The sequence below is a fragment of the Nocardioides sp. genome (assembly GCF_050246775.1).
In the GTDB taxonomy this organism is placed as follows: Bacteria; Actinomycetota; Actinomycetes; order Propionibacteriales; family Nocardioidaceae; genus Nocardioides.
This window is the reverse complement of the sequence record NZ_JBFWVK010000004.1, coordinates 21846-45897: the sequence shown is the minus strand read 5'-3', so window position 1 is coordinate 45897 and position 24052 is coordinate 21846. Positions and strand designations below refer to the sequence as shown.

Annotated in this window: 25 protein-coding genes; 7 read left to right on the top strand and 18 right to left on the bottom strand. The window is 68.5% G+C overall.

Annotated features, from left to right (window positions below; all coding sequences use genetic code 11):
- Nucleotides 1-31 precede the first annotated feature (31 nt).
- Together AB7I40_RS17100 and uvrA are read right to left on the bottom strand one after the other, a co-directional pair.
- Nucleotides 32-460: a Rieske (2Fe-2S) protein gene (locus AB7I40_RS17100; protein WP_428344342.1), complete on the bottom strand. Its 429-nt coding sequence runs from the start codon at nt 458-460 to the stop codon at nt 32-34.
- 90 nt (nt 461-550) lie between these two features.
- The gene (uvrA, locus tag AB7I40_RS17095; protein WP_428344341.1) at nt 551-3469 is read right to left on the bottom strand and encodes an excinuclease ABC subunit UvrA; all 2919 of its coding nucleotides are present in this window, start codon (nt 3467-3469) and stop codon (nt 551-553) included.
- Between the two features lie 174 nt (nt 3470-3643).
- On the opposite strand from uvrA, the gene AB7I40_RS17090 reads away from it, so the two are divergent.
- Genes AB7I40_RS17090 through AB7I40_RS17080 form a run of 3 tightly spaced genes read left to right on the top strand, consistent with a single transcriptional unit; the run spans nt 3644 to nt 6055 of the window.
- Complete coding sequence (locus AB7I40_RS17090) at nt 3644-4345, top strand: maleylpyruvate isomerase family mycothiol-dependent enzyme (RefSeq protein ID WP_428344340.1); 702 nt, start codon at nt 3644-3646, stop codon at nt 4343-4345.
- Nucleotides 4342-5010, top strand: a complete 669-nt coding sequence (locus tag AB7I40_RS17085; protein ID WP_428344339.1) for an MBL fold metallo-hydrolase — start codon at nt 4342-4344, stop codon at nt 5008-5010. The genes AB7I40_RS17090 and AB7I40_RS17085 overlap by 4 nt, the downstream gene beginning before the upstream one ends.
- 55 nt (nt 5011-5065) lie before the next feature.
- Nucleotides 5066-6055 carry an LLM class flavin-dependent oxidoreductase gene (locus AB7I40_RS17080; RefSeq protein WP_428344338.1) on the top strand — a complete coding sequence of 330 codons (990 nt, stop codon included), beginning with the start codon at nt 5066-5068 and terminating at the stop codon, nt 6053-6055.
- On the opposite strand, the gene AB7I40_RS17075 is transcribed toward AB7I40_RS17080, so the two are convergent.
- From AB7I40_RS17075 to AB7I40_RS17030, 10 genes are all read right to left on the bottom strand, one after another.
- A complete protein-coding gene (locus tag AB7I40_RS17075) occupies nt 6052-7041 on the bottom strand; it encodes an HNH endonuclease signature motif containing protein (RefSeq protein WP_428344337.1) in 990 nt (329 codons plus the stop codon). The two genes, AB7I40_RS17080 and AB7I40_RS17075, sit on opposite strands and share 4 nt — an antisense overlap.
- Nucleotides 7042-7426: 385 nt before the next feature.
- Nucleotides 7427-7972, bottom strand: a complete 546-nt coding sequence (locus AB7I40_RS17070; RefSeq protein WP_428344336.1) for an OsmC family protein — start codon at nt 7970-7972, stop codon at nt 7427-7429.
- Nucleotides 7914-9149 carry an MFS transporter gene (locus AB7I40_RS17065; protein ID WP_428344335.1) on the bottom strand — a complete coding sequence of 412 codons (1236 nt, stop codon included), beginning with the start codon at nt 9147-9149 and terminating at the stop codon, nt 7914-7916. Before AB7I40_RS17065 ends, AB7I40_RS17070 begins: the two co-directional genes overlap by 59 nt.
- On the bottom strand, nt 9146-10312 hold the full coding sequence (locus tag AB7I40_RS17060) for a type III PLP-dependent enzyme (protein WP_428344334.1): 1167 nt from the start codon (nt 10310-10312) through the stop codon (nt 9146-9148). Before AB7I40_RS17060 ends, AB7I40_RS17065 begins: the two co-directional genes overlap by 4 nt.
- A 112-nt stretch (nt 10313-10424) precedes the next feature.
- Complete coding sequence (locus tag AB7I40_RS17055; RefSeq protein ID WP_428344333.1) at nt 10425-10652, bottom strand: DUF3099 domain-containing protein; 228 nt, start codon at nt 10650-10652, stop codon at nt 10425-10427.
- 14 nt (nt 10653-10666) lie between these two features.
- Nucleotides 10667-11275, bottom strand: coding sequence for a hemerythrin domain-containing protein (locus tag AB7I40_RS17050; protein ID WP_428344332.1), 609 nt, complete (start codon nt 11273-11275; stop codon nt 10667-10669).
- Nucleotides 11276-11330: 55 nt separating this feature from the next.
- Nucleotides 11331-11486: a hypothetical protein gene (locus tag AB7I40_RS17045; protein ID WP_428344331.1), complete on the bottom strand. Its 156-nt coding sequence runs from the start codon at nt 11484-11486 to the stop codon at nt 11331-11333.
- Between the two features lie 136 nt (nt 11487-11622).
- A complete protein-coding gene (locus AB7I40_RS17040) occupies nt 11623-12270 on the bottom strand; it encodes a lysostaphin resistance A-like protein (RefSeq protein WP_428344330.1) in 648 nt (215 codons plus the stop codon).
- Nucleotides 12271-12287: 17 nt separating this feature from the next.
- Entirely contained in the window at nt 12288-12476 is a 189-nt protein-coding gene (locus AB7I40_RS17035) for a hypothetical protein (RefSeq protein WP_428344329.1), read from the bottom strand.
- Nucleotides 12469-12909, bottom strand: a complete 441-nt coding sequence (locus AB7I40_RS17030) for a hypothetical protein (RefSeq protein ID WP_428344328.1) — start codon at nt 12907-12909, stop codon at nt 12469-12471. Before AB7I40_RS17030 ends, AB7I40_RS17035 begins: the two co-directional genes overlap by 8 nt.
- 290 nt (nt 12910-13199) lie before the next feature.
- On the opposite strand from AB7I40_RS17030, the gene AB7I40_RS17025 reads away from it, so the two are divergent.
- Nucleotides 13200-16577: a PKD domain-containing protein gene (locus AB7I40_RS17025; RefSeq protein ID WP_428344327.1), complete on the top strand. Its 3378-nt coding sequence runs from the start codon at nt 13200-13202 to the stop codon at nt 16575-16577.
- Between the two features lie 102 nt (nt 16578-16679).
- Nucleotides 16680-17057, top strand: coding sequence for an STAS domain-containing protein (locus AB7I40_RS17020; protein ID WP_428344326.1), 378 nt, complete (start codon nt 16680-16682; stop codon nt 17055-17057).
- A gap of 29 nt (nt 17058-17086) precedes the next feature.
- On the opposite strand, the gene AB7I40_RS17015 is transcribed toward AB7I40_RS17020, so the two are convergent.
- The 4 genes from AB7I40_RS17015 to AB7I40_RS17000 form a co-directional block, all read right to left on the bottom strand.
- A complete protein-coding gene (locus AB7I40_RS17015) occupies nt 17087-17695 on the bottom strand; it encodes a GerMN domain-containing protein (RefSeq protein ID WP_428344325.1) in 609 nt (202 codons plus the stop codon).
- The gene (locus tag AB7I40_RS17010; RefSeq protein ID WP_428344324.1) at nt 17692-19089 is read right to left on the bottom strand and encodes an ATP-binding protein; all 1398 of its coding nucleotides are present in this window, start codon (nt 19087-19089) and stop codon (nt 17692-17694) included. Before AB7I40_RS17010 ends, AB7I40_RS17015 begins: the two co-directional genes overlap by 4 nt.
- Nucleotides 19086-19784: a response regulator transcription factor gene (locus AB7I40_RS17005; protein WP_428344323.1), complete on the bottom strand. Its 699-nt coding sequence runs from the start codon at nt 19782-19784 to the stop codon at nt 19086-19088. Before AB7I40_RS17005 ends, AB7I40_RS17010 begins: the two co-directional genes overlap by 4 nt.
- A gap of 536 nt (nt 19785-20320) precedes the next feature.
- Complete coding sequence (locus AB7I40_RS17000) at nt 20321-20599, bottom strand: Fe-S cluster assembly protein HesB (RefSeq protein WP_428344322.1); 279 nt, start codon at nt 20597-20599, stop codon at nt 20321-20323.
- Nucleotides 20600-21088: 489 nt separating this feature from the next.
- Here AB7I40_RS17000 and AB7I40_RS16995 point away from each other — a divergent pair, with 489 nt between their 5' ends.
- Nucleotides 21089-22069, top strand: a complete 981-nt coding sequence (locus AB7I40_RS16995; RefSeq protein ID WP_428344321.1) for a YeeE/YedE thiosulfate transporter family protein — start codon at nt 21089-21091, stop codon at nt 22067-22069.
- On the top strand, nt 22066-22593 hold the full coding sequence (locus tag AB7I40_RS16990) for a COG4315 family predicted lipoprotein (protein WP_428344320.1): 528 nt from the start codon (nt 22066-22068) through the stop codon (nt 22591-22593). The genes AB7I40_RS16995 and AB7I40_RS16990 overlap by 4 nt, the downstream gene beginning before the upstream one ends.
- Before the next feature lie 75 nt (nt 22594-22668).
- On the opposite strand, the gene AB7I40_RS16985 is transcribed toward AB7I40_RS16990, so the two are convergent.
- Both AB7I40_RS16985 and AB7I40_RS16980 read right to left on the bottom strand, forming a co-directional pair.
- A complete protein-coding gene (locus tag AB7I40_RS16985; RefSeq protein WP_428344319.1) occupies nt 22669-23316 on the bottom strand; it encodes a glycerophosphodiester phosphodiesterase in 648 nt (215 codons plus the stop codon).
- The gene (locus tag AB7I40_RS16980) at nt 23313-24050 is read right to left on the bottom strand and encodes a phosphatase PAP2 family protein (RefSeq protein WP_428344318.1); all 738 of its coding nucleotides are present in this window, start codon (nt 24048-24050) and stop codon (nt 23313-23315) included. The genes AB7I40_RS16985 and AB7I40_RS16980 overlap by 4 nt, the downstream gene beginning before the upstream one ends.
- Nucleotides 24051-24052 lie beyond the last annotated feature (2 nt).

The window sequence follows — 24052 nt, the reverse complement described above, 5'->3', positions numbered from 1 at the left end:
TGACGAGCTGTGGCGGGCCGCCTGCTGACGCTCAGGCGGTCGAGATCTCGTCGCCCTTGATGGTGAGCTTCACCTCGGCGAGTGCGGCCACCGAGCCTGCAGCACTGCCACTGGGGCCCTCCACGTTGGAGCCGTCGGTGATCGAGAACTTGCTGCCGTGGCAGGTGCAGTTGATGGTGTCGGTGACGCTGGCGACAGGGCACTTCTGGTGGGTGCAGATGTTGGTGAAGCCCTTGAACTCACCTGCGGTGGGCTGGGTGACGACGACGCCCGCGTCGGCGAAGATCTTGCCGCTGCCCTCAGGGATGTCGGACTTGGTCGCCAGATCCGCACCCGAAGCGCTGCCGGAGCCCGAGGACGGAGTGTCGTCATCAGAGCCGCAGGCGGCGAGAGTCGGGACGGCCACACCGATCACGGCGGCACCCGTCAGGGCGTTGCGTCGAGAGATGCCTTGGGTCACGAAGTTCCAACTCCTCTGGTGTTCTGATGTGGCCTCAAGCCTAGCCGCGCGCCCCAGTAGGTTGCCTCGTTCGGCGCGTGCCCAATGGTCCTACGACCGGGCGACGGCCCGCTTCGCGGTCGTGGACCTGGCCCGCTTCTTCGCGGGGGCTGAGACCCTGGCTGCGCGACCGTCGAGCAGCGGCTTGAGGAAGGTGCCGGTGTGGGACTCCCCGTTGACGGCGACTTGCTCCGGAGTGCCTTCGGCGACGACCATGCCGCCCCGCTTGCCGCCCTCGGGTCCCATGTCGACGATCCAGTCCGCGGTCTTGATCACATCGAGGTTGTGCTCGATCACCATGACGGAGTTGCCCTGGTCGACGAGCTTGCCGAGGACGAGCAGCAACTTGCGGATGTCCTCGAAGTGCAGGCCCGTGGTCGGCTCGTCGAGGACATAGACCGTGCGGCCCGTGGACCGCTTCTGCAGCTCGGAGGAGAGCTTGACCCGCTGCGCCTCACCGCCGGAGAGCGTGGTGGCCGGCTGGCCGAGTCGCACGTAGCCCAGGCCGACCTCGCACAAGGTCTTCATATGGCGTGCGATGGGTGGGACGGCGGCGAAGAAGTCAGCTGCCTCCTCGATCGGCATGTCGAGGACCTCTGCGATGGTCTTGCCCTTGTAGTGGACCTCGAGGGTCTCCCGGTTGTAGCGGGCGCCGTGGCAGACCTCGCACGGGACGTAGACGTCGGGCAGGAAGTTCATCTCGATCTTGATCGTGCCGTCGCCAGAGCAGGCCTCGCAGCGCCCACCCTTCACATTGAAGGAGAACCGTCCCTGGAGGTAGCCGCGCATCTTGGCCTCCGGGGTGGAGGCGAACAGCTTGCGAACATGGTCGAAGACGCCGGTGTAGGTGGCGGGATTGGACCGCGGGGTGCGTCCGATCGGCGACTGGTCCACGTGGATCACCTTGTCGACGTGTTCGAGTCCGGTGATCTTGCGGTGTCGTCCGGGGACGGTGCGGGCGTTGTAGATCTGCTTGGCCAGCGAGGTGTAGAGGATGTCGTTGACCAGGGTGGACTTGCCCGATCCCGAGACCCCCGTCACGGCGACGAACAGCCCGAGGGGGAAGGAGACGTCGATGTCGCGAAGGTTGTTCTCCTTCGCACCCAGAACGGTCAGCTCCCGCCCCTGGGTGCGCGGGCGGCGTACCTCCGGCACGGGGATCTCCTTGCGGCCCGACAGGTAGGCGCCGGTGGCGGAGTCCGGGCTGGAGAGGAGATCCTCCACCGTCCCGGAGACCACGACCTGTCCCCCGTGCTCACCAGCTCCAGGGCCGATGTCGACGACCCAGTCGGCGGTGCGGATGGTGTCTTCGTCATGCTCAACGACGATGAGTGTGTTGCCGAGGTCCTTGAGGCGCACCAGGGTCTCGATCAGGCGCTGGTTGTCGCGCTGGTGCAACCCGATGGAGGGCTCGTCGAGGACGTAGAGCACGCCGACCAGCCCGGCTCCGATCTGCGTGGCCAGGCGAATCCGTTGTGCCTCTCCACCGGACAGGGACCCGGACGGACGGTCGAGGGAGAGGTAGTCCAGACCGACGTCGAGCAGGAAGTTGAGGCGCTCGAGGATCTCCTTGAGCACCCGCTCCCCGATCTGGCGCTCGCGTGCGGTCAGGTCGAGATCGCGCAGGAAGTCGGCGGTCTCGTTGATCGCCATCGCGCAGACGTCGGCGATGCTGCGGCCCCCGATCGTCACTGCCATCGACACCGGCTTGAGACGACTGCCGTTGCAGGCGGGGCAGGGAACCTCGCGCATGTAGCCCTCGAAGCGGTCGCGACTGGTGTCGGACTCCGCTTCCCGGTGGCGACGCTCGATGTAGGGCCGCACGCCCTCGAACGCGGAGTAGTAGGACCGCTCACGTCCGTAGCGATTGGTGTGGCGCACGTGCACCTTCGTCGAGTGGCCCTCGAGGATCGACTTGCGCGCCTTGACCGGCAGATCCTGCCAGGCGGTGTTGAGGTCGAAGCCGAGTTCATCGCCGAGCGCTGCCAGCAGCCGCAGGAAGAAGTCGCGGACGTGGGCCGCGTTCCACGGTTGGACCACTCCTTCCCCGAGTGTGGCTGCCGGGTCGGTGATGACGAGCTCGGGGTCGACCTCCATCCGGGTGCCCAGACCGTGGCACTCGGGGCAGGCACCGAAGGGTGAGTTGAACGAGAAGGACCGGGGCTCGAGCTCGTCGGTGTCGATGGGGTGGTCGTTGGGGCAGGCCATCTTCTCCGAGAACCGCATCTCGCGCCCGGGGTCGTCGTCGGGGAGGTCGACGAAGTCGAAGGTCACCAGGCCGCCGGCCAGGTTGAGGGCCGTCTCGACCGAGTCGGTGAGGCGACGCTTGGACGACTCCTTCACCGCCAGGCGGTCGACGACCACCTCGATCGTGTGCTTCTGCTGCTTGTTGAGACTCGGCGGGTCATCGAGCAGGTGGGTCTGCCCGTTGATCCGGGCTCGGGAGAAGCCCTGCGACTGCAGTGAGCGGAAGAGGTCGACGTACTCCCCTTTGCGTCCGCGGATGACCGGCGCCAGGACCTGGAACTTGCGGCCATCCTCAAGGGTCAGGATCCGGTCCACGATCTGCTGCGGGGTCTGGCGTTCGATCGGTGAGCCGCAGACCGGGCAATGCGGGCGGCCCGCCCGGGCGTAGAGCAGACGAAGGTAGTCGTAGACCTCGGTGATGGTGCCGACGGTCGAGCGCGGGTTCTTCGACGTGGACTTCTGGTCGATCGAGACCGCCGGTGACAGCCCTTCGATGAAGTCGACGTCGGGCTTGTCCATCTGACCGAGGAACTGGCGCGCATAGGCCGACAGCGACTCGACGTAGCGGCGCTGGCCCTCCGCGAAGATGGTGTCGAAGGCGAGCGACGACTTCCCCGACCCCGAGAGCCCCGTGAAGACGATGAGGGAGTCACGCGGAAGGTCGAGGGAGATGTCCTTCAGGTTGTGTTCCCGGGCACCCCGAATGATGAGCTGATCCGCCACTGACATTCCTCACGAACTCGACGGTGGTGTTCGAACAAGTGTTCGCCATCCTACGTGGTGTGCCAAGTCGCCACGCCACAGGTTTCACGATCTCACGGGCCTCCGACAGTCCGGCAGCCAGCGATCTTCGGCCCGGGTCTGGCCCGCCTCCACCTCACCGGCAAGGATGGGTCCATGACCACCGATCTGGAGCTGCTCCACGAGGCCACGCAACGGCTGGTCCGGCGGGTCGACGGCCTCCCGGACGCGGCCTGGGCCGCCCCCAGCGGCCTGCCCGAGTGGACCCGAGCCCACGTCATCGCTCACCTGACGCTGAATGCTGAGGGCCTGGCCGGCGCTCTCGCCGGGCTGGCCCGGGGTGAGTCGGTGCCGATGTACGCCACGCAGGAGGCCCGGGACTCGGACATCGCCGGCCTGGCAGCCGAGCGCCCCGCGGCCGTTCGCCAGCGGTGCCTGGCCTCGACCAGCATCTTCGTGCAATCGGTCGCGGGAGTGCCGGACGACGCGTGGCACCAGTTGGTGGAGCGGGTGCCGGGGGGCCGCACGTTCCCGGCATCGGGCGCGATCACCATGAGACTCCGGGAGGTGGAGATCCACCACGCCGACCTCGATGTGGGCTACACGCCCGACGACTGGAGCTCGGACTTCGCGGTGCACGTCATCGAGGCCATGGCCCTGCGCGAGACCAGCGAGTCGCCGTTCCGGGTCGAGGCCACCGACCTCGCCCGACAGTGGTCGTTCGGTGACGCAGCGGACGAGAGCGCACCGACCGTCAACGGTTCCGCCGCCCGTCTGGCATGGTGGTTGACCGGTCGTGGAACAGGCCAAGGACTGTCCAGCAACGACGGCGTACTGCCGAGAATCGAGACGTGGTGACGTACACAGGAAACGTCCAGCCCGGCGGCTCCCCCGACACCCGGGAGCTGCCCCACCTGAGCATCACCAAGGTGGCGGTCGATCCCAAGATGTCGAACAACTGCTACCTCCTGACCTGTCGCGACACCGGGAAGAAGCTCCTCATCGACGCGGCCGATGACCCCGACACGTTGCTCGCGCTCAGCGGGACCGACCTCGAGACCGTGGTCACGACCCATCAGCACTGGGACCATCATCGAGCACTTCCCGCCGTGGTCGCTGCGACCGGTGCGGCGACGGTGGCCGGGATCCCCGATGCGGAAGCCATCGAGGAACAGACCGGCCTCACGATCGACCGGGCCGTCGGGGCGGGTGACACGGTGGACGTGGGCGACTGCACGCTGACTGTGATCCCGATCGCCGGGCACACGCCGGGCTCCATCTGCCTGCGCTACGACGACCCCGATGGCCACGCCCATCTCTTCACCGGCGATTGCCTGTTCCCCGGTGGAGTCGGCGCCACGTTCGGCGACGAGGCGGCGTTCGCACAACTCGTCGACGAGGTCGAGACCAGGATCTTCGGCACCCTTCCCGATGACACCTGGTTCTACCCCGGCCACGGCGGCGACTCGACGCTCGGCGTGGAGCGTCCACACGTGGCCGAGTGGCGCGAGCGTGGTTGGTAGGTAGGCGCCGCTCACATCCGGGAAGGGAAATGCCGCCCCCATGGTTGGACCCTGCATGAGCCTTGCCCTCTCCGTCCTCGACCTCGCCCCCGTCGCCCCCGGCCAGTCGGTCTCCGAGAGCCTCGCCCAGAGCGTCGAGCTGGCCCGTACGGCGGAACGCACCGGCTACCGCCGGGTCTGGTACGCCGAGCACCACAACATGCCTCGGATCGCCTCGTCCGCCACGAGTGTCCTGATTGCGCACGTGGCTGCTCACACGACGTCGATCCGGCTGGGCGCCGGCGGCATCATGCTGCCCAACCACGCCCCGCTGACCATCGCCGAGCAGTTCGGGACCCTGGCGGCGCTGCACCCTGACCGCATCGACCTCGGCCTGGGTCGTGCCCCGGGCAGCGACCAGCCCACGATGTACGCGCTGCGACGTGACCATACGTCCTCGGACCGTTTCCCCGAGGACGTCCAGGAGCTCCAGGGCTTCCTGGGCGACGAGACCCTGGTGCGCGGGGTCTACGCCACTCCGGGACGCGGCACCCACGTCCCGCTCTACATCCTGGGCTCGTCGCTCTTCGGCGCGCAGCTCGCGGCCGAGCTCGGACTTCCCTACGCCTTCGCCTCCCACTTCGCCCCAGCCGCACTCGAGGCCGCCGTGGCGACGTACCGTCGTGACTTCAAGCCCTCGGCGCAACTGGACGCACCCTACGTGCTGGCCGCCGTCAACGTGATCGCAGCCGAGGACGCCGATGACGCGGCGGACCAGTTGCACCAGACACTGCTGGCTCGGGTCCGGATGTTCCTCGGCAGCGGTCGACGGTGGACCGACGAGCAGGCCGAGGCCGTGCTCGCCTCGCCACAGGGACAGCAGGTCGCCTTGATGATGACCTACGCAGCTGTCGGCACTCCTGGGCAGGCCGTCGACTACCTCGAGGACTTCGCCAAGCGCGCCGAGGCCGACGAGCTGATCACGGCGCACCAGTCCCCCGATGCGGTGCAGCGGTTGCGCTCGGTCGAGCTGCTCTCCGACGCCGCAGGCATCCAGCCGAGCTAGGTGGGCCTACTGCGGGTCACCCCGTCGTCGGGAGGTGCGTGGCAGCCGTTGCCGGGTCGTGTGGACGGCCCGGTGATGGTGCGGGTGCCGGTGGGGTCTGTGAGGTAGGTGTGGCCGTGGGGGGCGGTCCACAGGTAGGTGCCGGGCTCGACCGCGGTGTAGGTCCAACGGGTGTGGGTCTTGAGCCGGTGGTGTCTGCGACACAGGGGCGCGAGGTTGCAGTCGCAGGTCAAGCCCCCGACCCCGTGGGCCACGATGTGGTCGCGATCGCAGGCGCGCGCTGGGCGGGTGCACCAGGGAAACGCGCAGTGCTGGTCGCGCAGATTGATCCGGGCGTGTAGCCGCTCGGGAATCTCGTAGTGGGCGACGCGGTGGTGCTCGTTGAGGTCGATGACGGGCTGAACCCGCAGATGGGTGTCGCTGCGGGCGCACCACTCGCGGATCTGCTGGGCCAGGACCGGGGTGTTCAGCGTCTCGCAACGTCCGACGGGTTCGGTGCCGGTGATGGCCTGGTCGCTGAGGTGGACGTAGAGAACCAGGTGTTTGCGCGCTGCACCCGGGCGCTGGGTGGGCAGGTCGAGGAGCTCGGCTGCGTGGTGAGGATCGGCCAGCACACCCAGGGCCAGGGAGCGGCGGACCTCCAACGACTCGGTGCACCCTTGGTCGCGCAGGACCGCCGCGATGGTGCTCAGGGTATGGGAGAACTCCAGAAGGTCTTTGAGGTCGGCATCGGCCTCGAGGTAGCCCAAACCGGTCGTCTCGACGTGCGGGCGCACGGTGACGTGGCGGGTCTCCAGGGCCATCGCGCGGGCGATCTCGTGCTCCTCGGGATCCACGCGCATCAGCGTCTCCTCGATCAGCCGGTTGACAGTGACCGGGCCGACCTTGTGGGCCAGGGCCGCCAGCTGGGCATCGACCTGGGCGGCCACCGCGCCGGGGTGCCCCAAGGTGAGCTCGGCCAGCCGACGCGCCCGCCAGGCTGCCAACCCCTCGGGGTCGCTCGGGCGAGCCGGAGGCCAGGACCCGCGCCCAGACCCGCGGGAGCCGGTGGCGCAGCTCCAACGCCTGGCGGATCAGCCGTTGCCCGGCATCGTGGGACAGGCCCACCGCCAACGCGAACTCTGCCGGCGCATCCCACGCCACGGCAGGCAGGTGCTCATCCTCGAGTGCGTCCGGCGCACCGGGCCCAGCGGGATGCAGATCGGCCCACTGTGCGGCCAGCGACACGATCGCGGCCTCCGCCCGGTCCGCGACCGCCCGCAACTCCCGCGCGGACTCCAACACCCCAGCCGGCGTCAGCGTCGTCTCGGTCGCGGTCCTGATCATGACACCAACAATAATCGAACACCTGTTCGATCAGAAGCCTTGCGCTCAACCTGTGGAGAATGCCCCGTGCAGGCTGCCGGCAGCCTGACCTAGCCTGCCCGGCGCACTTCGCACCGGCTCGCGCAGGCTCTGGCCGACGACGCAGTAGCGTTCGGTCGACTTCGCCAGTCGCTCGAGAGCAGCATCGTCCGCATCCGTGTCGAGGTCGGCCGTGATCACCAGTCCCTGGACGCCCACAGGGACCTCGCGATCGATGCCGAGAGTGCCCCGGGCATCGAACGAGCCCTCGGCACGCAACCGCGCCGAGGTCACGTCGAGTCCCATGGCTGTGGCAACGCTGCGCAGCGTGACCCCCGCACAGGCGAGGACCGCCTCGAGCAACATGTCGCCTGAGCAGGCGTCACTCCCATCGCCTCCCGTCGCCGGGTGCAAGCCGGCCCGGACCGGTCCCGCCCAGCCGTCCACGGTCGCGGTCACCCCCGGGTCCCTGAAGTCCGCCGTGGCGTGCAACGCGGTGGTCGCCGAGGCGGGGTCAGTGCGGTAGCGCTCCTTGAGGGGCGCCTGCAGATCGCGCAGTTGCGTGGGTTCCATGAGGCCAGTCTGCCTCGACCGCCCCGCGGCCCGCCCTGACGGCGATCGCGGCGACTGCGACCAGGACGAGGCCGACGAACACCGCCCGGGGGCCGAGCAGGTCCGCCAGCCAGGGCGCTCCGAGGGCTCCGAGCATGCCGGCACCCACCATCACACTGTCGGCCAGGCCGAGCACCCCGGCCCGTCGTACGTCCGGGACGCCGTCCTGGATCGTCTCGGTCACGGCACTCTCGACCTGCACCGTGGCGGCACCGACCAGGGCCAGAGGGACCAAAGCCCATCCGAGGGTGGGTGCCACGGCCACGACGCCCAGCGCGGCAGCGAGCAGGACGAGTCCGACACGACGACGCCGGAGGGCCGATCCTCGGATCCACCACAACAGCGGCGCCCCCAGGGCCCCGAACCCGAGCCAGCCTGTCGCCAGCCCGTAGCCGCCGGCGTCCTGCCCCCACACCTGCTCAGCCATGGGCAGCAGGGCGATGCTGGCGGCGCCGTCGGCGAGGTTGAGCAGTGCCACGACACCCAGCGCGGCGAGGACCGCAGGAGTGGACCGGACGGTCGCGAACATCTCACGCAGCGAGGCAGCCTCGGAGGCTTGGTGCGCTGGCGCGGGGAGTCGGATGCCGAGCACCAGCAGCAGGCCGACGACCCCCAGCCCGAGAGCCAGCTCGGGGATCCAGTCGCGTAGCACCGTCCCCAGCAGGAGACCGCCCAGTGCCGGACCCACCACGAAGGCTCCGACCTCGATGGTGACCAGCAGGTCGGTGGCCCGTCGACGTGCTTCACCGGCGACCTGAGGGATCGCAGCGGCGAGCAGTGGGTACGCCGGGGTGCCACAGACCACGGCGGCAGAGGCGGTCAGCACAGCGACCAGCAGCCATCCCTGTGCCACGGCCAGGGCAACGACGCCCAGCATGGCGATCCGGCCGGCCAGCGTGGCCCGCAGCACCCGATCACGCTGGAAGCGGTCCCCCAAGGAGCCGGTGGCCCAGGACAGCATCACGTAGGGCAGCATCCGGGCCGCGCCGGTCAGACCGAGGACCAGCGGCCCGTGCGCGGTGTCCCCGACCCGATCCCAGACCATCACCAGCAGGAGGGGCCAGACCAGTGACATCGCGATCCCCGCGACCGCATGGCTCGCGAGGAGGCGGCGTACGGCGGTTCCGTGGCCGCTCATCCGGTCAGCACCGTGGCCAGGGGCGCGAACCCGTTGAAGCCCACCGTCGAGTAGCAGGTGGTGTAGGCGCCGGCCGAGAGCAGGCGCACAGTGTCTCCTTCGCTGAGGCGCAGCGGCAGCTCGACGGGCGTCCGTTCGTAGAGCACGTCGGCGCTGTCACACGTGGGCCCGGCCAGCACGCAGGGCCCTGTCGGCCCACCGTCGGCGCTCGTGAGCAGCGGGTAGCGGATCGCCTCGTCGAGGGTCTCCACGAGGCCGGTGAACACGCCGGCGTCCAGGTAGACCCAGCGGCGAGAACCACGTCGCAGCACCGCGATCACCGTGCAGACCAGGATGCCCGCGTCCGCCACGACGGCCCGTCCCGGTTCGATGAGCGTCTCGGGATGCTGGTCACCGAAGTGCGCGGTCAGGGCCATGTCGATAGCGGCGCCGTACTCCGCCAGCGGCGGGCAGTCCCCTTCGAGTCCTGCCGGGAAGCCACCGCCCAGGTCGAGCAGCCGTGGGGCGAGCCCGAGCCGTTCGGCCCGTGCGAACACCCGGGCCGCGGCCGCGATCGGGGCGTCCCAGGCGCGGGGGTCGCGCTGCTGGGAGCCGACGTGGAAGGACAGCCCGGCGGCCTCCAGTCCGAGCCGGTCCGCGGCGCGCAGGATGGCGAGGGCCTCCAACTCCGAGCAGCCGTACTTGCGCGACAGCGACCAGTCCGAGCCTGCCCCGCTGGTCGCGAGCCGGGCCAGGATGGCGGTGCCCGGCGCGGCCTCGGCGACCTTCTCGGTCTCCTCGAGGGAGTCGACGACGAACAACCGCACGCCGAGCGACGCCGCGGTGGCGATGTCGGAGCGCTTCTTGACCGGGTTGGAGTAGACCAGATCCGAAACGGTCGCACCGGCCCTCAGCACGGCCGCGACCTCAGCCGGGCTGGCCACGTCGAACCGCGAGCCCGCGCCGGCCAGGGCTCTCAGCAGCACCGGGTCGGGATTGGCCTTGACCGCGTAGTGCACCGCGGTGCCCGGGAGCGCGGCAGCGAGCTGACGGTGGTGCTCCACTGCCCGGTCGACGTCCAGGAGCAGGTACGGCGTCGGCCGGTGGTCGGCGCAGGTCGCGGTTCGGATGTCGATGGTGGGTGCTGGGGCAGCGGACGCGATCGAGGGCTGGACGAGGGGCATCGCAGACTCCTGACAGGGCAGGCAGGGACAGGGCGTGCCGCGACCCGAGCGTGCGACAGATCTCGCAGATCAGGAGCAGCGAGGTGCCCTCGCGGATACGTCCGGGCCCAGCTCAGTCGTCGTGACGGTTGGCGACGATGGCCGCGATCGGGGGCAGCACCGCGGCCACGAGCGTCATCGCGACGGCGATCGGGACCGAGAAGAGGCGCACCACGTTCCAGGCCAGGATGATCAGCACCAGACAGGTGCCCATGATCATGAAGTAGCGACGCCTGCGGATGCGCTGTCGTTCACTGAAGCTGGCCGGTACGTCGGTCACCCGGTGTTCGTGGCGATCCATCACTCGACGTTACGTCAGACCTGACCGCCGAACATCCCATGCCGGGCCAGCGGCTCGACCAACTCCCGTTCCTCGTAGGACAGGTGCGACAGGAGGGTGTCGTGCAGGAGGTTCACAGCGTCCTCGAGCCCGGTGAAGTCCGAGGGGGCCGCCACGTGTGCCACGAGGGCACGGTCGAGGTTCTCCAGCACGTCGTGGATGACCAGGTGTTCCTCGCGGAGTCGGTCGATGACCGGCGCGAGGCCCGGCTCGGCTGCCCGCAGGTGCGGAAAGATGCCCTGGTCTTCCAGGGAGTGGTGCTGGGTGAGCAGGCGGCAGTACGACGCGCAGTAGGCGCCCATCGTCCACGTGTTCTGGCGCATCGTCATCTCGTTGATGTCCGATCTGGCTGCAGCGATCTCCAGGGCGCCCGCGCGCACCTGCGCGACGATCGCGCGGACCTGCGCCAACTCGGCACGCAGGTGGTCGTGAACCTCCACCAGGTGTCCGGCGACGGCGCGACCGTTGGGGGTGTAGTCGACCTCCGGGGTCGCAGGGCCGGTTGGCCGGGTCGTCTCATCCCACGGCATGGTGCCGCTGAGCCGCACCCCGTCATCGGGCGTCGGCACCACTCCCAGGCTCATGTCCGCATTGTCGCGCAACGCACCCCGCCGGCCGACGGCCGGTGGTCAGGACCGGCTACTGCTTGGCCAGCTCGTAGTGTCGGTTGGCACCCGCGAACACCGTGCAGATGATCGCCAGGATGAAGGAGGAGAGCATCCCGGCGTACACCGAACACGCCATGCAGACGATGCTGAGGCCGAGCAGGATGTTCACGATGTGCAGGTTCGTCATGAGGTCCTCCAGTCCGTTGCATCGACCATAGGACTCGCGTCAGGATCGAATCGATGGCCGTTGCCGAACACTGGGGTCCGGCACGATCTCAGCGCCGGATATGCCCCGACCGGGTGAGGCCAACCCCGGGGTCGCGCTACCAGAGGCCGTACGTCGGACCGACCAGGAAGAACGCCACGAAGCCCACCGTGTCGACGAAGCCGTGGGTCAGCACCGGCGCCCACAACGTCGCCTTCCACACGCGCAGCGCTCCGTAGAGGAGGGCGTCGACACCCGCCACGACCTGTCCCACCACCCCCTGCTCGGAGTGGATGGCGGCGAAGAGGACCGAGGACAGGACCAGGGAGACAGCGACGCCAGAGGATCCGACGCCCAGGACGTCGGTGAGCCGGGTGAACACATAGCCGCGGAAAGCTGTCTCCTCGACGAGCGCGGCCAGGGTCCAGCCCAGGACGATGAAGAGGGCCAGCAGGACGAGGTTGCCCTGCAGGTCGGCGAAGTCACTGAGGTCCTGACGGGTGCCGCTGACATGGTTGGCGATCGGCATGAGCAACCCGACGTCCAGCAGCGACACAGCGAGCGAGACGAGGAGCATCTGACCGGCGAGACGCCATGGGTGGGGTGGCCGTCGGAAGCCGAGAGACCCCGGCCCGTCGCGGCGGACGACCAACGACAACGTCGCCATCCCTACCAGGACGAGGGAGGGAACGAACCAGTCGGCCAGGACGGCCACTGCGGCGCCCGCGACTTCCACACCCGCCAGGACGCGCCACCCTCGGGTCATCTGCCGTTCCTGCGAGATCAGTGCCGGTGTACCAGGGCAGAGAACGCCTCGTACACCAGATAGGCGGGCCAGAAGATCCCCTGGAATACGGCGTACAGATGCTCCCAGAAGCCAGAGGCCTGCTGCCAGAAGAACACCAGGGCTCCGAAGATGCCCAGCCCGTAGATGGCGCCGCCGCCAGCGGCGCCAGCATTCGACTCAGCCATGACTCGTCCTGCTTTCTCTCGTGGAGGGCGCTCGCGCGTGCGCGATGCACAGGAAACCGGTGATGACCGCTCCGAAGGGAGGCGCGATCAGAGCGGCGAGCGGAACGTGGGTCGGGTCGGTGCCTGTCACCAGGGTCGGTACGCCGACCGCCAGGATCGCGACCAGGACCCACACGAAGGACACCGCGAGCACCAGGTCGCGGGAATAGTCATGCCGCCCGGCCATCAGGACGTAACCCACCGCGGCTGCCGCCCACGGCCACACCGTGAGAGCAGCCAGGGGCAGGTGCTCGTGCGCGCTGCCCGTGACCAGATCAGGGGCCAGGATTGAGATCGCCGTAGCCGCGCCCACGATCACCACGGCCGCGGTCGCTGGATGCTCGCCCAGACGCCTGCCATGACGGGCGTCGAGCTTCGGCGTCGGGTTGGACATGTCTGGTCGCCTCCTGATGCCAGCACAACGCAGAACCGTTGCCGTCTGGAGGGCCGAAGGTCCGTCAGCTGGCAGGCCGCAGGCCCCGACATCGATGCGCCGATCACACTCGTCCTGCGACAGACACTGGGGTCACCACAGGATCGCCCCTAGGTCGATCAGGTGGTGTGGCTGGTCCGGGGAGGCCATTCAGCTGGCAACTGCGGTGTGTTTGAGTTTTTGAGCGCGGCTTTCTTGAAAGCCGAGGCCTGCCCAGGTCACTGGAAATACTCTCGTGAATGGGTGGACCCATGTTCCAACGTTTCGCATCGCTCCTCGTCTCGGCCGCCTTGGTCTCCGTCGGCCTGCTGCTGGTGGGCACTCCCAGCAGCATGGCGGTGGACTCACCGCCGGGCACTCTGGTCAGTGAGCGCCCGGCGCCAGGAACGCCTCACGTGCTCAACGGACGCGTCAACTCCGTCGTCCAGGTCGGGGGGCAGATCGTGCTGGGAGGCACGTTCACCACAGCCCGCAACGACGGGAGCCAGGCGCAGCTCACTCGTTCCCGGCTGCTGGCCTTCGATGCCACCACCGGCCAGATCAGCAACTCCTTCGACCCCGCGCCGAACGGCGGGGTCAATGTCGTGCTCCCGGCAGGTGACGGCACCTCGGTCTACGTGGGCGGCTCCTTCACCAGCATCGGGGGTGTCACCCGGTCCCGGGTGGCCCGGGTCCGGGTCTCCGACGGTGCGGTGCTGACGAGCTTCAACGCCGGGAGCATCAGCGGGGCGATCCGTGACCTGCGCTTGAGCGAGGGGCGGCTCTGGCTTGCCGGCAGCTTCGCGCAGATCCAGAACCACGCCCAGCGCGCACTCGCCACGGTCGACCCCGCCACGGGCGTGTTCGACGGATTCATGGATGAGACGATCAGCGGCGTTCACAACGGGGGCGGCACCCGCGTCAGCAAGATCGACGTCACCCCCGACGGAGACCGGCTCGCCGTGATCGGCAACTTCGATGCCGTGAACGGCGCGAACCGGGCCCAGTTCTTCATGCTCGACCTGTCCGGTGCCTCGTCGCAGCTGGCGGACTATGCGACGCCGTTCTTCACACCGCCCTGCGCGGCCGGCGCGTTCGACAGCTACATGCGGGACCTCGACTTCTCGCCGGACGGCTCCTTCCTCGTCATCTCGACGACCGGTGCGTACGGCGGCTCCGAGGGGCCGTGCGACACCACGTCTCGTTGGGAGACCGACTCATCGGGGACGAACCTCGCGCCCTCCTGGGTCGACTACACCGGTGGCGACACCACGTACGGCGTGGAGATCACCTCGTCGGCGGTGTACGTCGGCGGCCACCAGCGGTGGCAGAACAATGCCTTCGCCGGTGATCGGGCTGGTCCCGGCTCCGTGTCCCGGCCGGGCATCGCCGCGCTCGACCCGATCAACGGGCTGCCGTTCTCCTGGAACCCGACCCGTGACCGAGGAGTGGGTGTCTTCGACTTCCTGTACACCTCGCAGGGTCTGTGGGTGGCCTCCGACACCACTCGGATCGGTGGTCAGTCCAAGTCCAGGATCGCGCTGATGCCGGCGGCCGGAGGCAGCCAGATCCCAGGCATCGCCACGCCCTCGCTGCCCAACGACGTCTATCTGGCCGGCGTCAGCGGCCAGGTCACCGACCCGAGCGTGCTCTACCGGGTCAACGCCGGGGGCCCTGCCCTGGTCGCCGATTCGGGTATCGACTGGCAGGGAGACACCGATGCCTCGCCGAGCCCGCACCACAACGCGGGTAGCAGTCGCGCGACCTATGCAACTGTCCCCACGCTCGATGCCTCCGTTTCCGCCGGGACGCCCCGCGACATCTTCAGCTCGGAACTGTGGGACCCGGCGGGCGACCCTGAACAGCAGTGGGACTTCGCCGTGCCGACAGGGACCCCCGTGGAGGTCAGGCTGTACCTGGCGAACCGGTGCACCTGCACCCAGGGTGTCGGGCAACGCGTCTTCAACGTCGACATCGACGGCGTACGTCGGCTGGCCGACCTGGACATGGTGGCCGAAGAGGGACATGACGTCGGGTTCGAGCGCAGCTTCGACATCGTCAGCGACGGCAACGTGGACATCGATCTCGGCCACGTGACGGAGAATCCACTCGTCAACGGCATCGAGATCCGCCGTACGGACCTCGGCTCACCGCCTCCGACCGATCCCACGATCGTTCGTCGCAGCTTCGACGGGTCCAGCGCCGGCGCGACGTCGGACGTGCAGGGTGGCGGCCTGGACTGGAACGCGTTGCGCGGCGCCTTCATGCTCAACGGACAGCTGTACACGGCCTGGTCAGACGGCACGTTCACGCGGCGTGCGTTCGACGGGACGACGTACGGCGCCCCGGTGGCGGTCGACACCTCGGACGAGAACGTCCCTCTGGCCGACTGGGCCTCAGACATCCAGCAGGCCACCGGCATGTTCTACGACTCGGGCCGCATCTACTTCACCCGAGGCGGCTCCGACCAGCTGTACTACAGATATTTCACCGCGGAGAGCGACGTCGTCGGCGCCAAGAGGCTCGTGGCCAGCGGCAGCGTGGCTGGGATCGACTTCGGCCAGGTGCGCGGCCTGTTCACCAGTGGGGGGAAGCTCTACTGGGGCACAGCGGAGGGCAACCTGCATCGCATCGACTGGTCCGACTCGCCCAGCGCGGGAGCTCCAGTCCCGGGCACGGCGGCGACGATCTCAGGACCGGGGATCGACGGCAACGCATGGGCGGCTCGGGCGATGTTCATCTACCAGGGTGACGGCGCAGGCACGCCCCCCAACACTCCTCCCGTGGCCTCCTTCACGGTCTCGTGTGCGGGGCTGACGTGCCAGTTCGATGCGTCAGGGTCCAGTGACAACGGCGGGTCGGTTGCGGGCTACGCCTGGGACTTCGGCGACGGCACCAATGGGACGGGCGCACAGACCTCCCACGCATACGACTCCAGTGGACAGCGCACTGTCCGTCTCACGGTGACCGACAACCAAGGTGCCACCAACAGCACTACCCGGGTGGCCGATCCGGCTCAAGCAACGTCGGATGTCAGTTTCGTGGGCTCGTCGGAGACGAGCGGCAACCGTCGCGCGCACTCGGTGACAGTTCCGGCGGCGACCCAACCGGGCGACACGTTGGTGCTGTTCATGACCCTGAACAGCTCCAACGGCACGGTCACCGGCCCCACCGGCTGGACGGCGGTGCAGTCAGTCGACTCCACCGGCTTCCGTGGACGGCTGTGGACACGCACGGCAACCGCTGCCGATCCGGGAACGCGGGTCACGACCTCGACGAGCGCATTGCTGAAGTCGACCATGACTGTGGCGGCCTACCGCGGCACCGCCCCCACCGTGGCCACTTCTCAGGCATCGGTCGTTCTGAGCTCGCAGACCGATCACACCTCGCCCGCGGTGCAGGTGACAGACCCAGGGTCCTGGGTGCTGACGTACTACGGCCAGAAGTCCGGCAACAACGTGACCTGGACTCCGCCAGGCGAACAGACGTTGCGTGCGGACAGTTCGGTGGGCGGCGGTGGAGGTGTCAGCTCGATCCTGGTCGACTCCTCCGGGCCGGTCGCGACGGGGCCGCAGGGAGCCCTGACTGCGACGACGAGCGAGCCCACCAGCCGGACGATCGCGTTCTCCGTGGTGGTCACCGGGGAGTGATGAAGGGCGACGACCTCGTCATGAACTCGCAATGTTGCCGGGTGTGGGCTGCAACCTCTGCCGGGCAGCATGGGCACCTGATGCGAGGAGGCGAGCACGGACATGAGACACAAGCCAAGCGATCGGCAGGAGGCGCCCGTGGTCGACGACGACGCGGTCGTCTGGCTCGAGGACGGGCGCCTGACGGAGGGCATCGCCGAGCTCCGATGGGGCCTCGAGGACCTTCTGTCGAACGGCGAGTCGACGCTGGTGATCGACGTGTCGCGGGTCGAGAGGCTGACGGCCGCATCTGTGGCCGCCATGCTGTGGGCGAAGCGTCGATGCATGGCCCGACGGGTCCGAGTCGTCCTGCGCAACCCCTCCCGGCGCAGCGTCCACATGCTGCGCCGCACCGGGTTGCAGGGGGCGATTGACATGGAGGGAGCCACGTGGTCGACGCAGGGACTCCCGAAATCCCTGCGGGGCGGGTTCTGCAGCTGAGCCGAGACAGGCAGTGCCAGCCTCGAGTCTCACTGCGCCAGCAGTTCGTTGTAGTCGCTGCGCCCGAGCGGACCCGAGCTGAGAGCGCCCCCCGGAAGCGGCACGTCGATCGGCTCACCATCAGTGAGTAGTTGGACCTGATCGACTCCAGGGACGGAGACACAGCTGAGGACGATCTGACCGACCGCAAGCGGCAGCTGTTCTGGACTGGGCCGCTGGGTTCCGGGATCGACCTCGATGACGGCAGCGCCTCGGTCCAGGTCGACCAGCGCCAGGCCCACGTCCGGTGCCAGCGCCGTACTGAGGCCGCCGGCGCTGGCGTCCGTCGGGCCGTCGACAAGGCGCTCGAGCACCTCGGCCACGAGGCGCTCCGGGTCTCCTGTGGCACTCGAGCCTTCGGGCAGGGCAACGAGCCGGTCCGCGCCGTTCACCCAGATCACCGCCGGCTCACCAGGCTCGACGGGCGTCGGCGAGTCGTTTCCGGGCCGAGACGCGGAATCGGTCGGCGCCATCAGCCCGAAGGGCACCGCATCGTCCGACACAGTGGCGGTGTCCTCGCCGGACGGCAGACCGCAACTCGCGAGGGTGCCGACCATGAGCAGGCCCACCACCACACTGGCACTCCAGGCGCGGTTCACGTGCTGTCCTCACCATCGGCATGGTGCAGCGGGATTCGCACGACGAAACGTGCTCCGCCGCCGGGGCTCTCGGCACACCAAGCACTTCCCCCGTGCAGTCGTACGGTCTCGGCGACGATGCTCAGGCCGAGCCCAGTGCCGGCGTGCGAACCCCTGGAGCCAGCGCGGGCGAACCTCTCGAAGATGTGCTCGCGCTCTTCAGGCGGCACACCGGGCCCGTCGTCCTCCACGTGCACGTCCGCGAACTCGGTGTGCTCGATGACACGCACGCGCTGAAGCCCGCCACCATGGCGATCGGCGTTCGCGAAGAGGTTGGTGAAGGCCCTGCCCATCCGACGGCGATCGATCAGCACTCCCACCTCCTGCGCGTTCGCGCTTCGATCGTCGGCACCGACCAGTAGCGAGGCCGATCGGCCGTCTGCCTCGAGTAACCTGCGCATGAAGGGGTGCAGATCCACGAGGGTGAGGTCGGTCTCGGCCACACCTGCTTCGAGACTCCCGAGGTCCAGGAGGTCCTCCAACGACTGGCGGAAGCGCTCGAGTTCGCCCGACATGAGTTCGATCGCCTGGGTGGCACGTGGCGTCAGCGCACCAGAATGTCGGATCACGCTGACGCTGGTGATCAGGGTCGTCAGAGGCGTGCGGAGCTCGTGACTGACATCGGCGGCGAAGCGCGAGTCGCGCTGGATCCTGTCGTCGAGGGCATCGACCATGGAGTTGAAGGACCCGACGAGCGCAGCCAGGTCTGGGTCGTCGGTCTGGTCGAGCCGAGTGCTCAAGTCGCCTGCCGAGACCCTGGCCGCGGCCGCGGTGACCTCCTGGAGGGGGGCCAGCAACCGTCTGGAAGCGACCAGACCGAGGACGGCCCCTGCGATCGTCGTGATGGCAGCGCACACCGCCAGGGCAGAGCGCAAGGTCGTCAGCGTCCGGTCCAGTTCCCGCACGATCGCGATCTCGTAGTAGTCGGCGTCCGCCGCCGGCAGCGGCACCCCGACCACCACAGCGTTGGGGTCCGTCGTCGCCGTCCAGGAGGTCGCTGCCGATCCAGCTTCGACGGTCGACCGCAAGCCAGGGGGAAGGTCCCTCGATGTCACGTCCAGGGAGGAGGAGTACCAGTCCTGCCCTCGCCTGATCAGGATCGTGGAGTCAGGCGGCGGGGCGACCGAGCCCAGAATCTCGCTGACTTCCCGGTCACCCGCGAGCAGGCCCTGACGGACCACGGCCGCGTTGGAGAATGCCTGCCGTTGGGCGCTGCGCTCACGCTGTTCGATCAAGTAATGCCGTGAGAGCGCGTAGGTGCCCACGGCGAGCAGGACGGAAAGGCAGAGGGCCCCAGCCGCGAATGCCCAGGTGACTGTCGCTCGCAGCCCCCTCGGCGGGACTCGACGGGTCATGGAAGGTCCAGCCGGTACCCGAGTCCTCGAACCGTGATCAGGAGTTGCGGCTCGCTGGGGTGCGGCTCGATCTTGCTCCTGAGACGACGAACGTGGACGTCCACCAGTCTTTCGTCACCGTAGAACCCGTGTTCCCAGACCCGCTCCAACAATGTGCGCCGGGGCAGGACTCGACCTGCGTTCGCCGTCAGGACCTCCAAGAGTCGATATTCCGTCTTCGTCAGATGGATGCGCTGGCCTCCCCTGCTCACTGTCGCAGCGGCCAGGTCCATCACCAGCGGGTCTGCGCCATCGGACAGCCGAACACGTTCAGTCCGGTCACGGCCGGTCTCGGGCTCGGCGATGCTCGGACGGCGCAGGAGAGCCTTCAACCGAGCCTGCACTTCCTCGACCACGAAGGGCTTGGTCACATAGTCGTCCGCGCCGACCTCGAGGGCATTGACGATATCGCCAGTACCTTCCCGCGCGCTCACGACGACGATGGGCGCATGCGTCGTCGACCGGACCCGTGAGATGAACGTGAAGCCGTCGATCCCCCCCAGCATCAGGTCCACCAACATGAGGTCGACCGGCTCTTCCTCCACGGCTCTCAAGGCCTCTTCGGCTCGAGCACACTCGACGACGAGGTAGCCCGCATCCTCCAGCGCCATGCGCAGCGCCATGCGGATACCGTCGTCGTCCTCCAGGACGAGCACCCGAGTCGAAGCCATGGCGCCATGGTGCCACCGTCACCTCGAAGGGGAGCGGTTCTGTCCGGGTCGTCCCGGAATGTCATGCAATCGCAAACTGATCGACCGACTGACCGTCATCTCTGCTCCCCAGCATGGTCGTGGTCCGGGGGACACGCTGAAGGGGCCAGCAGGTTGGGGCGCGACGACAGAACGTGTGCGGGTCACGACGACCGACTCGTAGTCGGGCACCCAGCTTGTCGTGGTCCCTCCCAGGGAGTCCCACGTTCAGTCCCGGGCTGCGATGCCTGGTAGTCAGGGCAGGCCGTCAGGCATCGCAGCCGGTTCCAGCCGACGCCGGGACTCGAGGTCCACTGGCAGGCAGGCGTGTGGACAGCCTCTGCTTCAGGGCGCCTCGCGGATACGCCGCGGGCAGATCGCCGTACGGATCCCTGTGAAGGCCCCCTGAGGCCACGACCGAAAGGAGCGTGACGGTCGTAGCCACAAACGGCAGGCGCGCGATCGAGCGGCCCATCGACCAGCTGACCAACGACTTCGCCGGGTCAGGAAGCCGTGAGCAGGAACTCCACACGGTCTGCGGTGGCGTCGCGGACGTCCAGCACCTTGCCTCGCACCCGCCCCGCCGCCTCGGGTTCGAGGTACAGACGAGCTCCGGACTCCTCGATGACCAGGTCACCGGGGTGGGGCCCATTGACTGCCCGAACGCTGAGGTTGCGGGCATCGGAGCGGCCCCCGATACGCACTCCCGATGACTCGTCCAGCCGCGGGCTGGCAGTGAACTTGCGGACGACTGACGAGGCTTCCTGAGTCATGGTGAGCATGTGGCTCCCCTCTCGTTCGAGTTGTTCCCCTCGTCACTGTCCAGGTCGTGGACGCCGTGACGACGATGCGCCGGTATCTCGCATCCCGGGGCTCCACCTCAGACACTGCCGTGCCCTCGTGACAACGTGTCGAACAGCCGTATTGCGGTTCGATGACATTCCCGGCGTACCGGGCATGACCCCGCGGCGAATCACGCGGTCTCGGGAACAGGGGTCTGCTGGTAGACGGCGAGACACCACCTACCGTCGCTGATCGGGTACGTGCGCTGAGGAGGAGCGTGCCGAGCAGGCTGCACCGGTGCTCGCGCACCGGGCATCCCACCCCTGGTGTGCCAGGTCGGGTAGGGCGGTCCTCACCGAGTCATCGGCCATGACGTCGACCTCATCGAGGCGCCGTCAGTTGGGTGGCGACGTACCCTGAGGTCCACATACCCGAAGCTGGAGACCCATGAGGACCACCGCTCTGAGCGGCGCACATCGGTGCCGCCCGTGATCATCGCGGTGATCACCGGAGTGCTCGCCGGCGTGCTCATGGGCTACGTGCTGCAGCGCGGACAACTGTGCTTCCACTCCGCCATCCGCTCCTCGTTGGACGGCGGCCTGCTGCTGGTTCGAGGGTGGGGACTCGGGGTGGCCATCGGCGCCGTGGGCCTCTCGGTGCTGCTCGTCCTCCCGGGCACCGGCGGTCTCAACCAGGGCCTGGCCTTCCGACCGGTGGCGAACGTGACGGGAGGACTGCTCATCGGCCTCGGCATGGTCGTCGCCTCGTCCTGCATCTCCGGGCTCTTCTACAAGTTGGGCGAAGGGATGCTCGGCGCCGTGGTCGGGCTCGCGGGGTGGGGGGCTGGCGAACTGGTCGCCCGACAAGTGACCCTGCCTGGTCCCACGGTGCTCGCGGGTGGAGAAGGTGCCACCATCCCCGGCCTGCTCGGACTCCCCCGTCTCGTCGTCGCTGTTCTGCTGCTGGTCCTCGTCGCGGCGGCTCTCTGGCTTCGGCCCGGTCGCGACCTCCCCGGCCACGACTGGCAGTGGGGCTGGCGACGCTTGGGCGCCGGGCTCGGGGTGGCGATCTGCGCCGGCTGGGCACTGGCCTCCTTCGGGGGTGTCAGCTTCGGCCCCAGCTCCGTCGGCGCCGTCGCGAGCGTCGCCGCCGGGTCTCCGAACTACTGGCTGGTCGCCTTCCTGGCGGGAATCGTGGCAGGCGGCCACCTGTCCGCGCGGGCATCGGGCGGCGTCTGGATCCGAGGTGAGGAGACCCGTCGCCTTCCCAGGCTTGCTGCGGGCGGCCTGCTGCTGGGTGCGGGTGGCTGGATCGCCGGGGGGTGCAACCTCGGCCACGGCCTCTCCGGGATGGCGCAGCTCAACGTCTCCTCGCTCGTGGTGGTCGCCGCCATGGTGGTGGGGGTGTGGCTCGGCGCACTGATCACATCTCCCCGCCTCGGCGCCCAGAAGGGCACACTGGCCGGGTGAGGACTCGACGATACGGAGCCATCCTGCTTCTCGGCGCACTGTCGGCCTGCGGTGAGGATCAGGTCACGCCCGCGACCGACGGCAGCACCCCCTCGTCGTCACCGTCGAGGAGCGACAGAGCCGAGGCTGCACCCGAGGAATCCTCTGCCCCGTCGGCCACGCCGAGACCGAGCGGCCGGACGATCGTCGCTGCAGCGAGCGACGTGGGCACGATCCTGTTCGACGGCACCGGCCAGGCGATCTACATCTTCGATGTCGAGGCAGGGCGGCCCCGCTGCTACGACGCCTGCGCCGAGGCCTGGCCACCAGTGCTCACCAACGGCGACCCGCGTGCCGGAGACCGGGTGAGGCAGTCACTGCTCGGCACCACTCGTCGTACGGACGGGACGAGCCAGGTCACCTACGACGGGCACCCGCTGTACTTCTACGCACATGAGACGAAGCGCGAGGTGAAGTGCCACGACGTGTTCCTCAACGGTGGCAACTGGTACGCCGTGCAGCCCGACGGCGATCGGGCACCCTGACCGCCGATGACCTGTGGGGCGCTGGCTGGGACTTCCTCAGGCACGGGTATCTCGCTCGTCGGCCTCGTCTATGGCTCACCGACGCGACACCACCTGCATCAGGACCTCGGGGTTGTCGCTGATGATCGCGTTGACCCCGAGGTCGACCATCTGCTCGAGCGACTGGACATCGTTGATCGGCCAGGTCATCACCACCTCGACGCTGCTGCGCAGTCGGCTCACGACGTCGAGGTCGAGCAGGGATCGGTGGACCGAGACGCCGTGAAAGCTGCGGCGGCTCAACCGAGGCCACAGGGCAGCGAGCTCGCGTGAGGTGCGCGCCGAGAGCACAGGGTTGACGTAGTCGAGGTCGGCCACGGCCTCGACCGCCGACCACTGCCTGCCGCAGACCAGGAGCCGGCGACGCAGTCCGAGGTCGTGCAACAGCCGGGCGACAGCGACTCCTGTTCGGCTGCCCGGGCCCTTGAGGTCGAGCATGAACGTGGAGCCGTGCGCATCGGCTTCGAGCAGTTCCTGCAGGCCGAGTCTCGGTGTCGAGGCCGGGACCAGCTCCCAGCGATCCCACAGGAACGGCAACGGTCCGGCCGTCTTCAGATGCCTGACCTCGAGTCGCCCGCGATGGTGGTGGACGTCGCATTCGATGACGTCGGCACCCAACAGGTTCGCCAGGTGCAGTCCGGCCAGGGAGTTGCCCGCCCGATGGGCGACGGCGATCGTGTTCATGGCGTCAGATCTCGCACCGACTGCGCGGCGAGGTCCGAGCGGAGGTCGCGGCGCCGCTCCAGGGCCAACGCCGCCAGGTGACCGATCAGCACCAGGATGACGCCCACGACCACGTCGAGGATGAAGTGGTTGGCGGTCACCACGACGGCGATCGCCATGAGGACGGGCATGGCGAAGCCGAAGGCACGCAGCGCCAGCGACGAGGCCGCGGTCACGATCGCGATCCCGACCAACAGGTCCCATCCGGCGTGCAGGCTCGGCATGGCGGCGTACTGGTCCACGAAGGCGGGGGGTTGCAGCACCCGGTAGGACAACGAGCGTTCGGTGACGGTGTCCACGAAACCGAGGCCGGCCAGTCGGGGTGGGGCGACCGGGTAGGTCACGAAGATCGTCATGCCCAGGATCCCGGACACGATCATGGCGTCGCGTAGCCGGAGGAAGACGTGACGGTGCTGGATCCCGGTCCACACCATCGCGGCGACGATCACCGGCCAGTGCCCCCAGATGTAAACCCAGTTGGCCAGGGTGGAGAGAACGGGCGAGGCGGCGACCGGCTGCGCCAAGGCCTTCTCGACGTAGATGCCGAGATCCTGCTCCCAACCGACGATGAGCTGGGCGTGCTGGATCGCCAGGTCGGCCGCACCCTCGGTGAGGCCGCGGACGCCGAAGTACGCCGCGACGGCACCGACGACGATCATGGCCTGCTTGAGAATCCACAACGCGGTCTGAACCATGT

Bases quoted from the DNA above. Each gene is read 5' to 3' on its own strand.
- AB7I40_RS17080 (WP_428344338.1), top strand. From the start codon at position 5,066: ATGAGCCTTGCCCTCTCCGTCCTCGACCTCGCCCCCGTCGCCCCCGGC.
- AB7I40_RS17065 (WP_428344335.1), bottom strand. From the start codon at position 9,149: ATGAGCGGCCACGGAACCGCCGTACGCCGCCTCCTCGCGAGCCATGCG.
- AB7I40_RS17070 (WP_428344336.1), bottom strand. From the start codon at position 7,972: ATGGAACCCACGCAACTGCGCGATCTGCAGGCGCCCCTCAAGGAGCGC.
- AB7I40_RS17045 (WP_428344331.1), bottom strand. From the start codon at position 11,486: ATGACGAACCTGCACATCGTGAACATCCTGCTCGGCCTCAGCATCGTC.
- AB7I40_RS17055 (WP_428344333.1), bottom strand. From the start codon at position 10,652: ATGGATCGCCACGAACACCGGGTGACCGACGTACCGGCCAGCTTCAGT.
- AB7I40_RS17040 (WP_428344330.1), bottom strand. From the start codon at position 12,270: ATGACCCGAGGGTGGCGCGTCCTGGCGGGTGTGGAAGTCGCGGGCGCC.
- AB7I40_RS17000 (WP_428344322.1), bottom strand. From the start codon at position 20,599: ATGCTCACCATGACTCAGGAAGCCTCGTCAGTCGTCCGCAAGTTCACT.
- AB7I40_RS16980 (WP_428344318.1), bottom strand. From the start codon at position 24,050: ATGGTTCAGACCGCGTTGTGGATTCTCAAGCAGGCCATGATCGTCGTC.
- AB7I40_RS17035 (WP_428344329.1), bottom strand. From the start codon at position 12,476: ATGGCTGAGTCGAATGCTGGCGCCGCTGGCGGCGGCGCCATCTACGGG.
- AB7I40_RS17050 (WP_428344332.1), bottom strand. From the start codon at position 11,275: ATGAGCCTGGGAGTGGTGCCGACGCCCGATGACGGGGTGCGGCTCAGC.
- AB7I40_RS16985 (WP_428344319.1), bottom strand. From the start codon at position 23,316: ATGAACACGATCGCCGTCGCCCATCGGGCGGGCAACTCCCTGGCCGGA.
- AB7I40_RS17030 (WP_428344328.1), bottom strand. From the start codon at position 12,909: ATGTCCAACCCGACGCCGAAGCTCGACGCCCGTCATGGCAGGCGTCTG.
- AB7I40_RS17025 (WP_428344327.1), top strand. From the start codon at position 13,200: ATGTTCCAACGTTTCGCATCGCTCCTCGTCTCGGCCGCCTTGGTCTCC.
- AB7I40_RS17060 (WP_428344334.1), bottom strand. From the start codon at position 10,312: ATGCCCCTCGTCCAGCCCTCGATCGCGTCCGCTGCCCCAGCACCCACC.
- AB7I40_RS17010 (WP_428344324.1), bottom strand. From the start codon at position 19,089: ATGACCCGTCGAGTCCCGCCGAGGGGGCTGCGAGCGACAGTCACCTGG.
- AB7I40_RS17020 (WP_428344326.1), top strand. From the start codon at position 16,680: ATGAGACACAAGCCAAGCGATCGGCAGGAGGCGCCCGTGGTCGACGAC.
- AB7I40_RS17090 (WP_428344340.1), top strand. From the start codon at position 3,644: ATGACCACCGATCTGGAGCTGCTCCACGAGGCCACGCAACGGCTGGTC.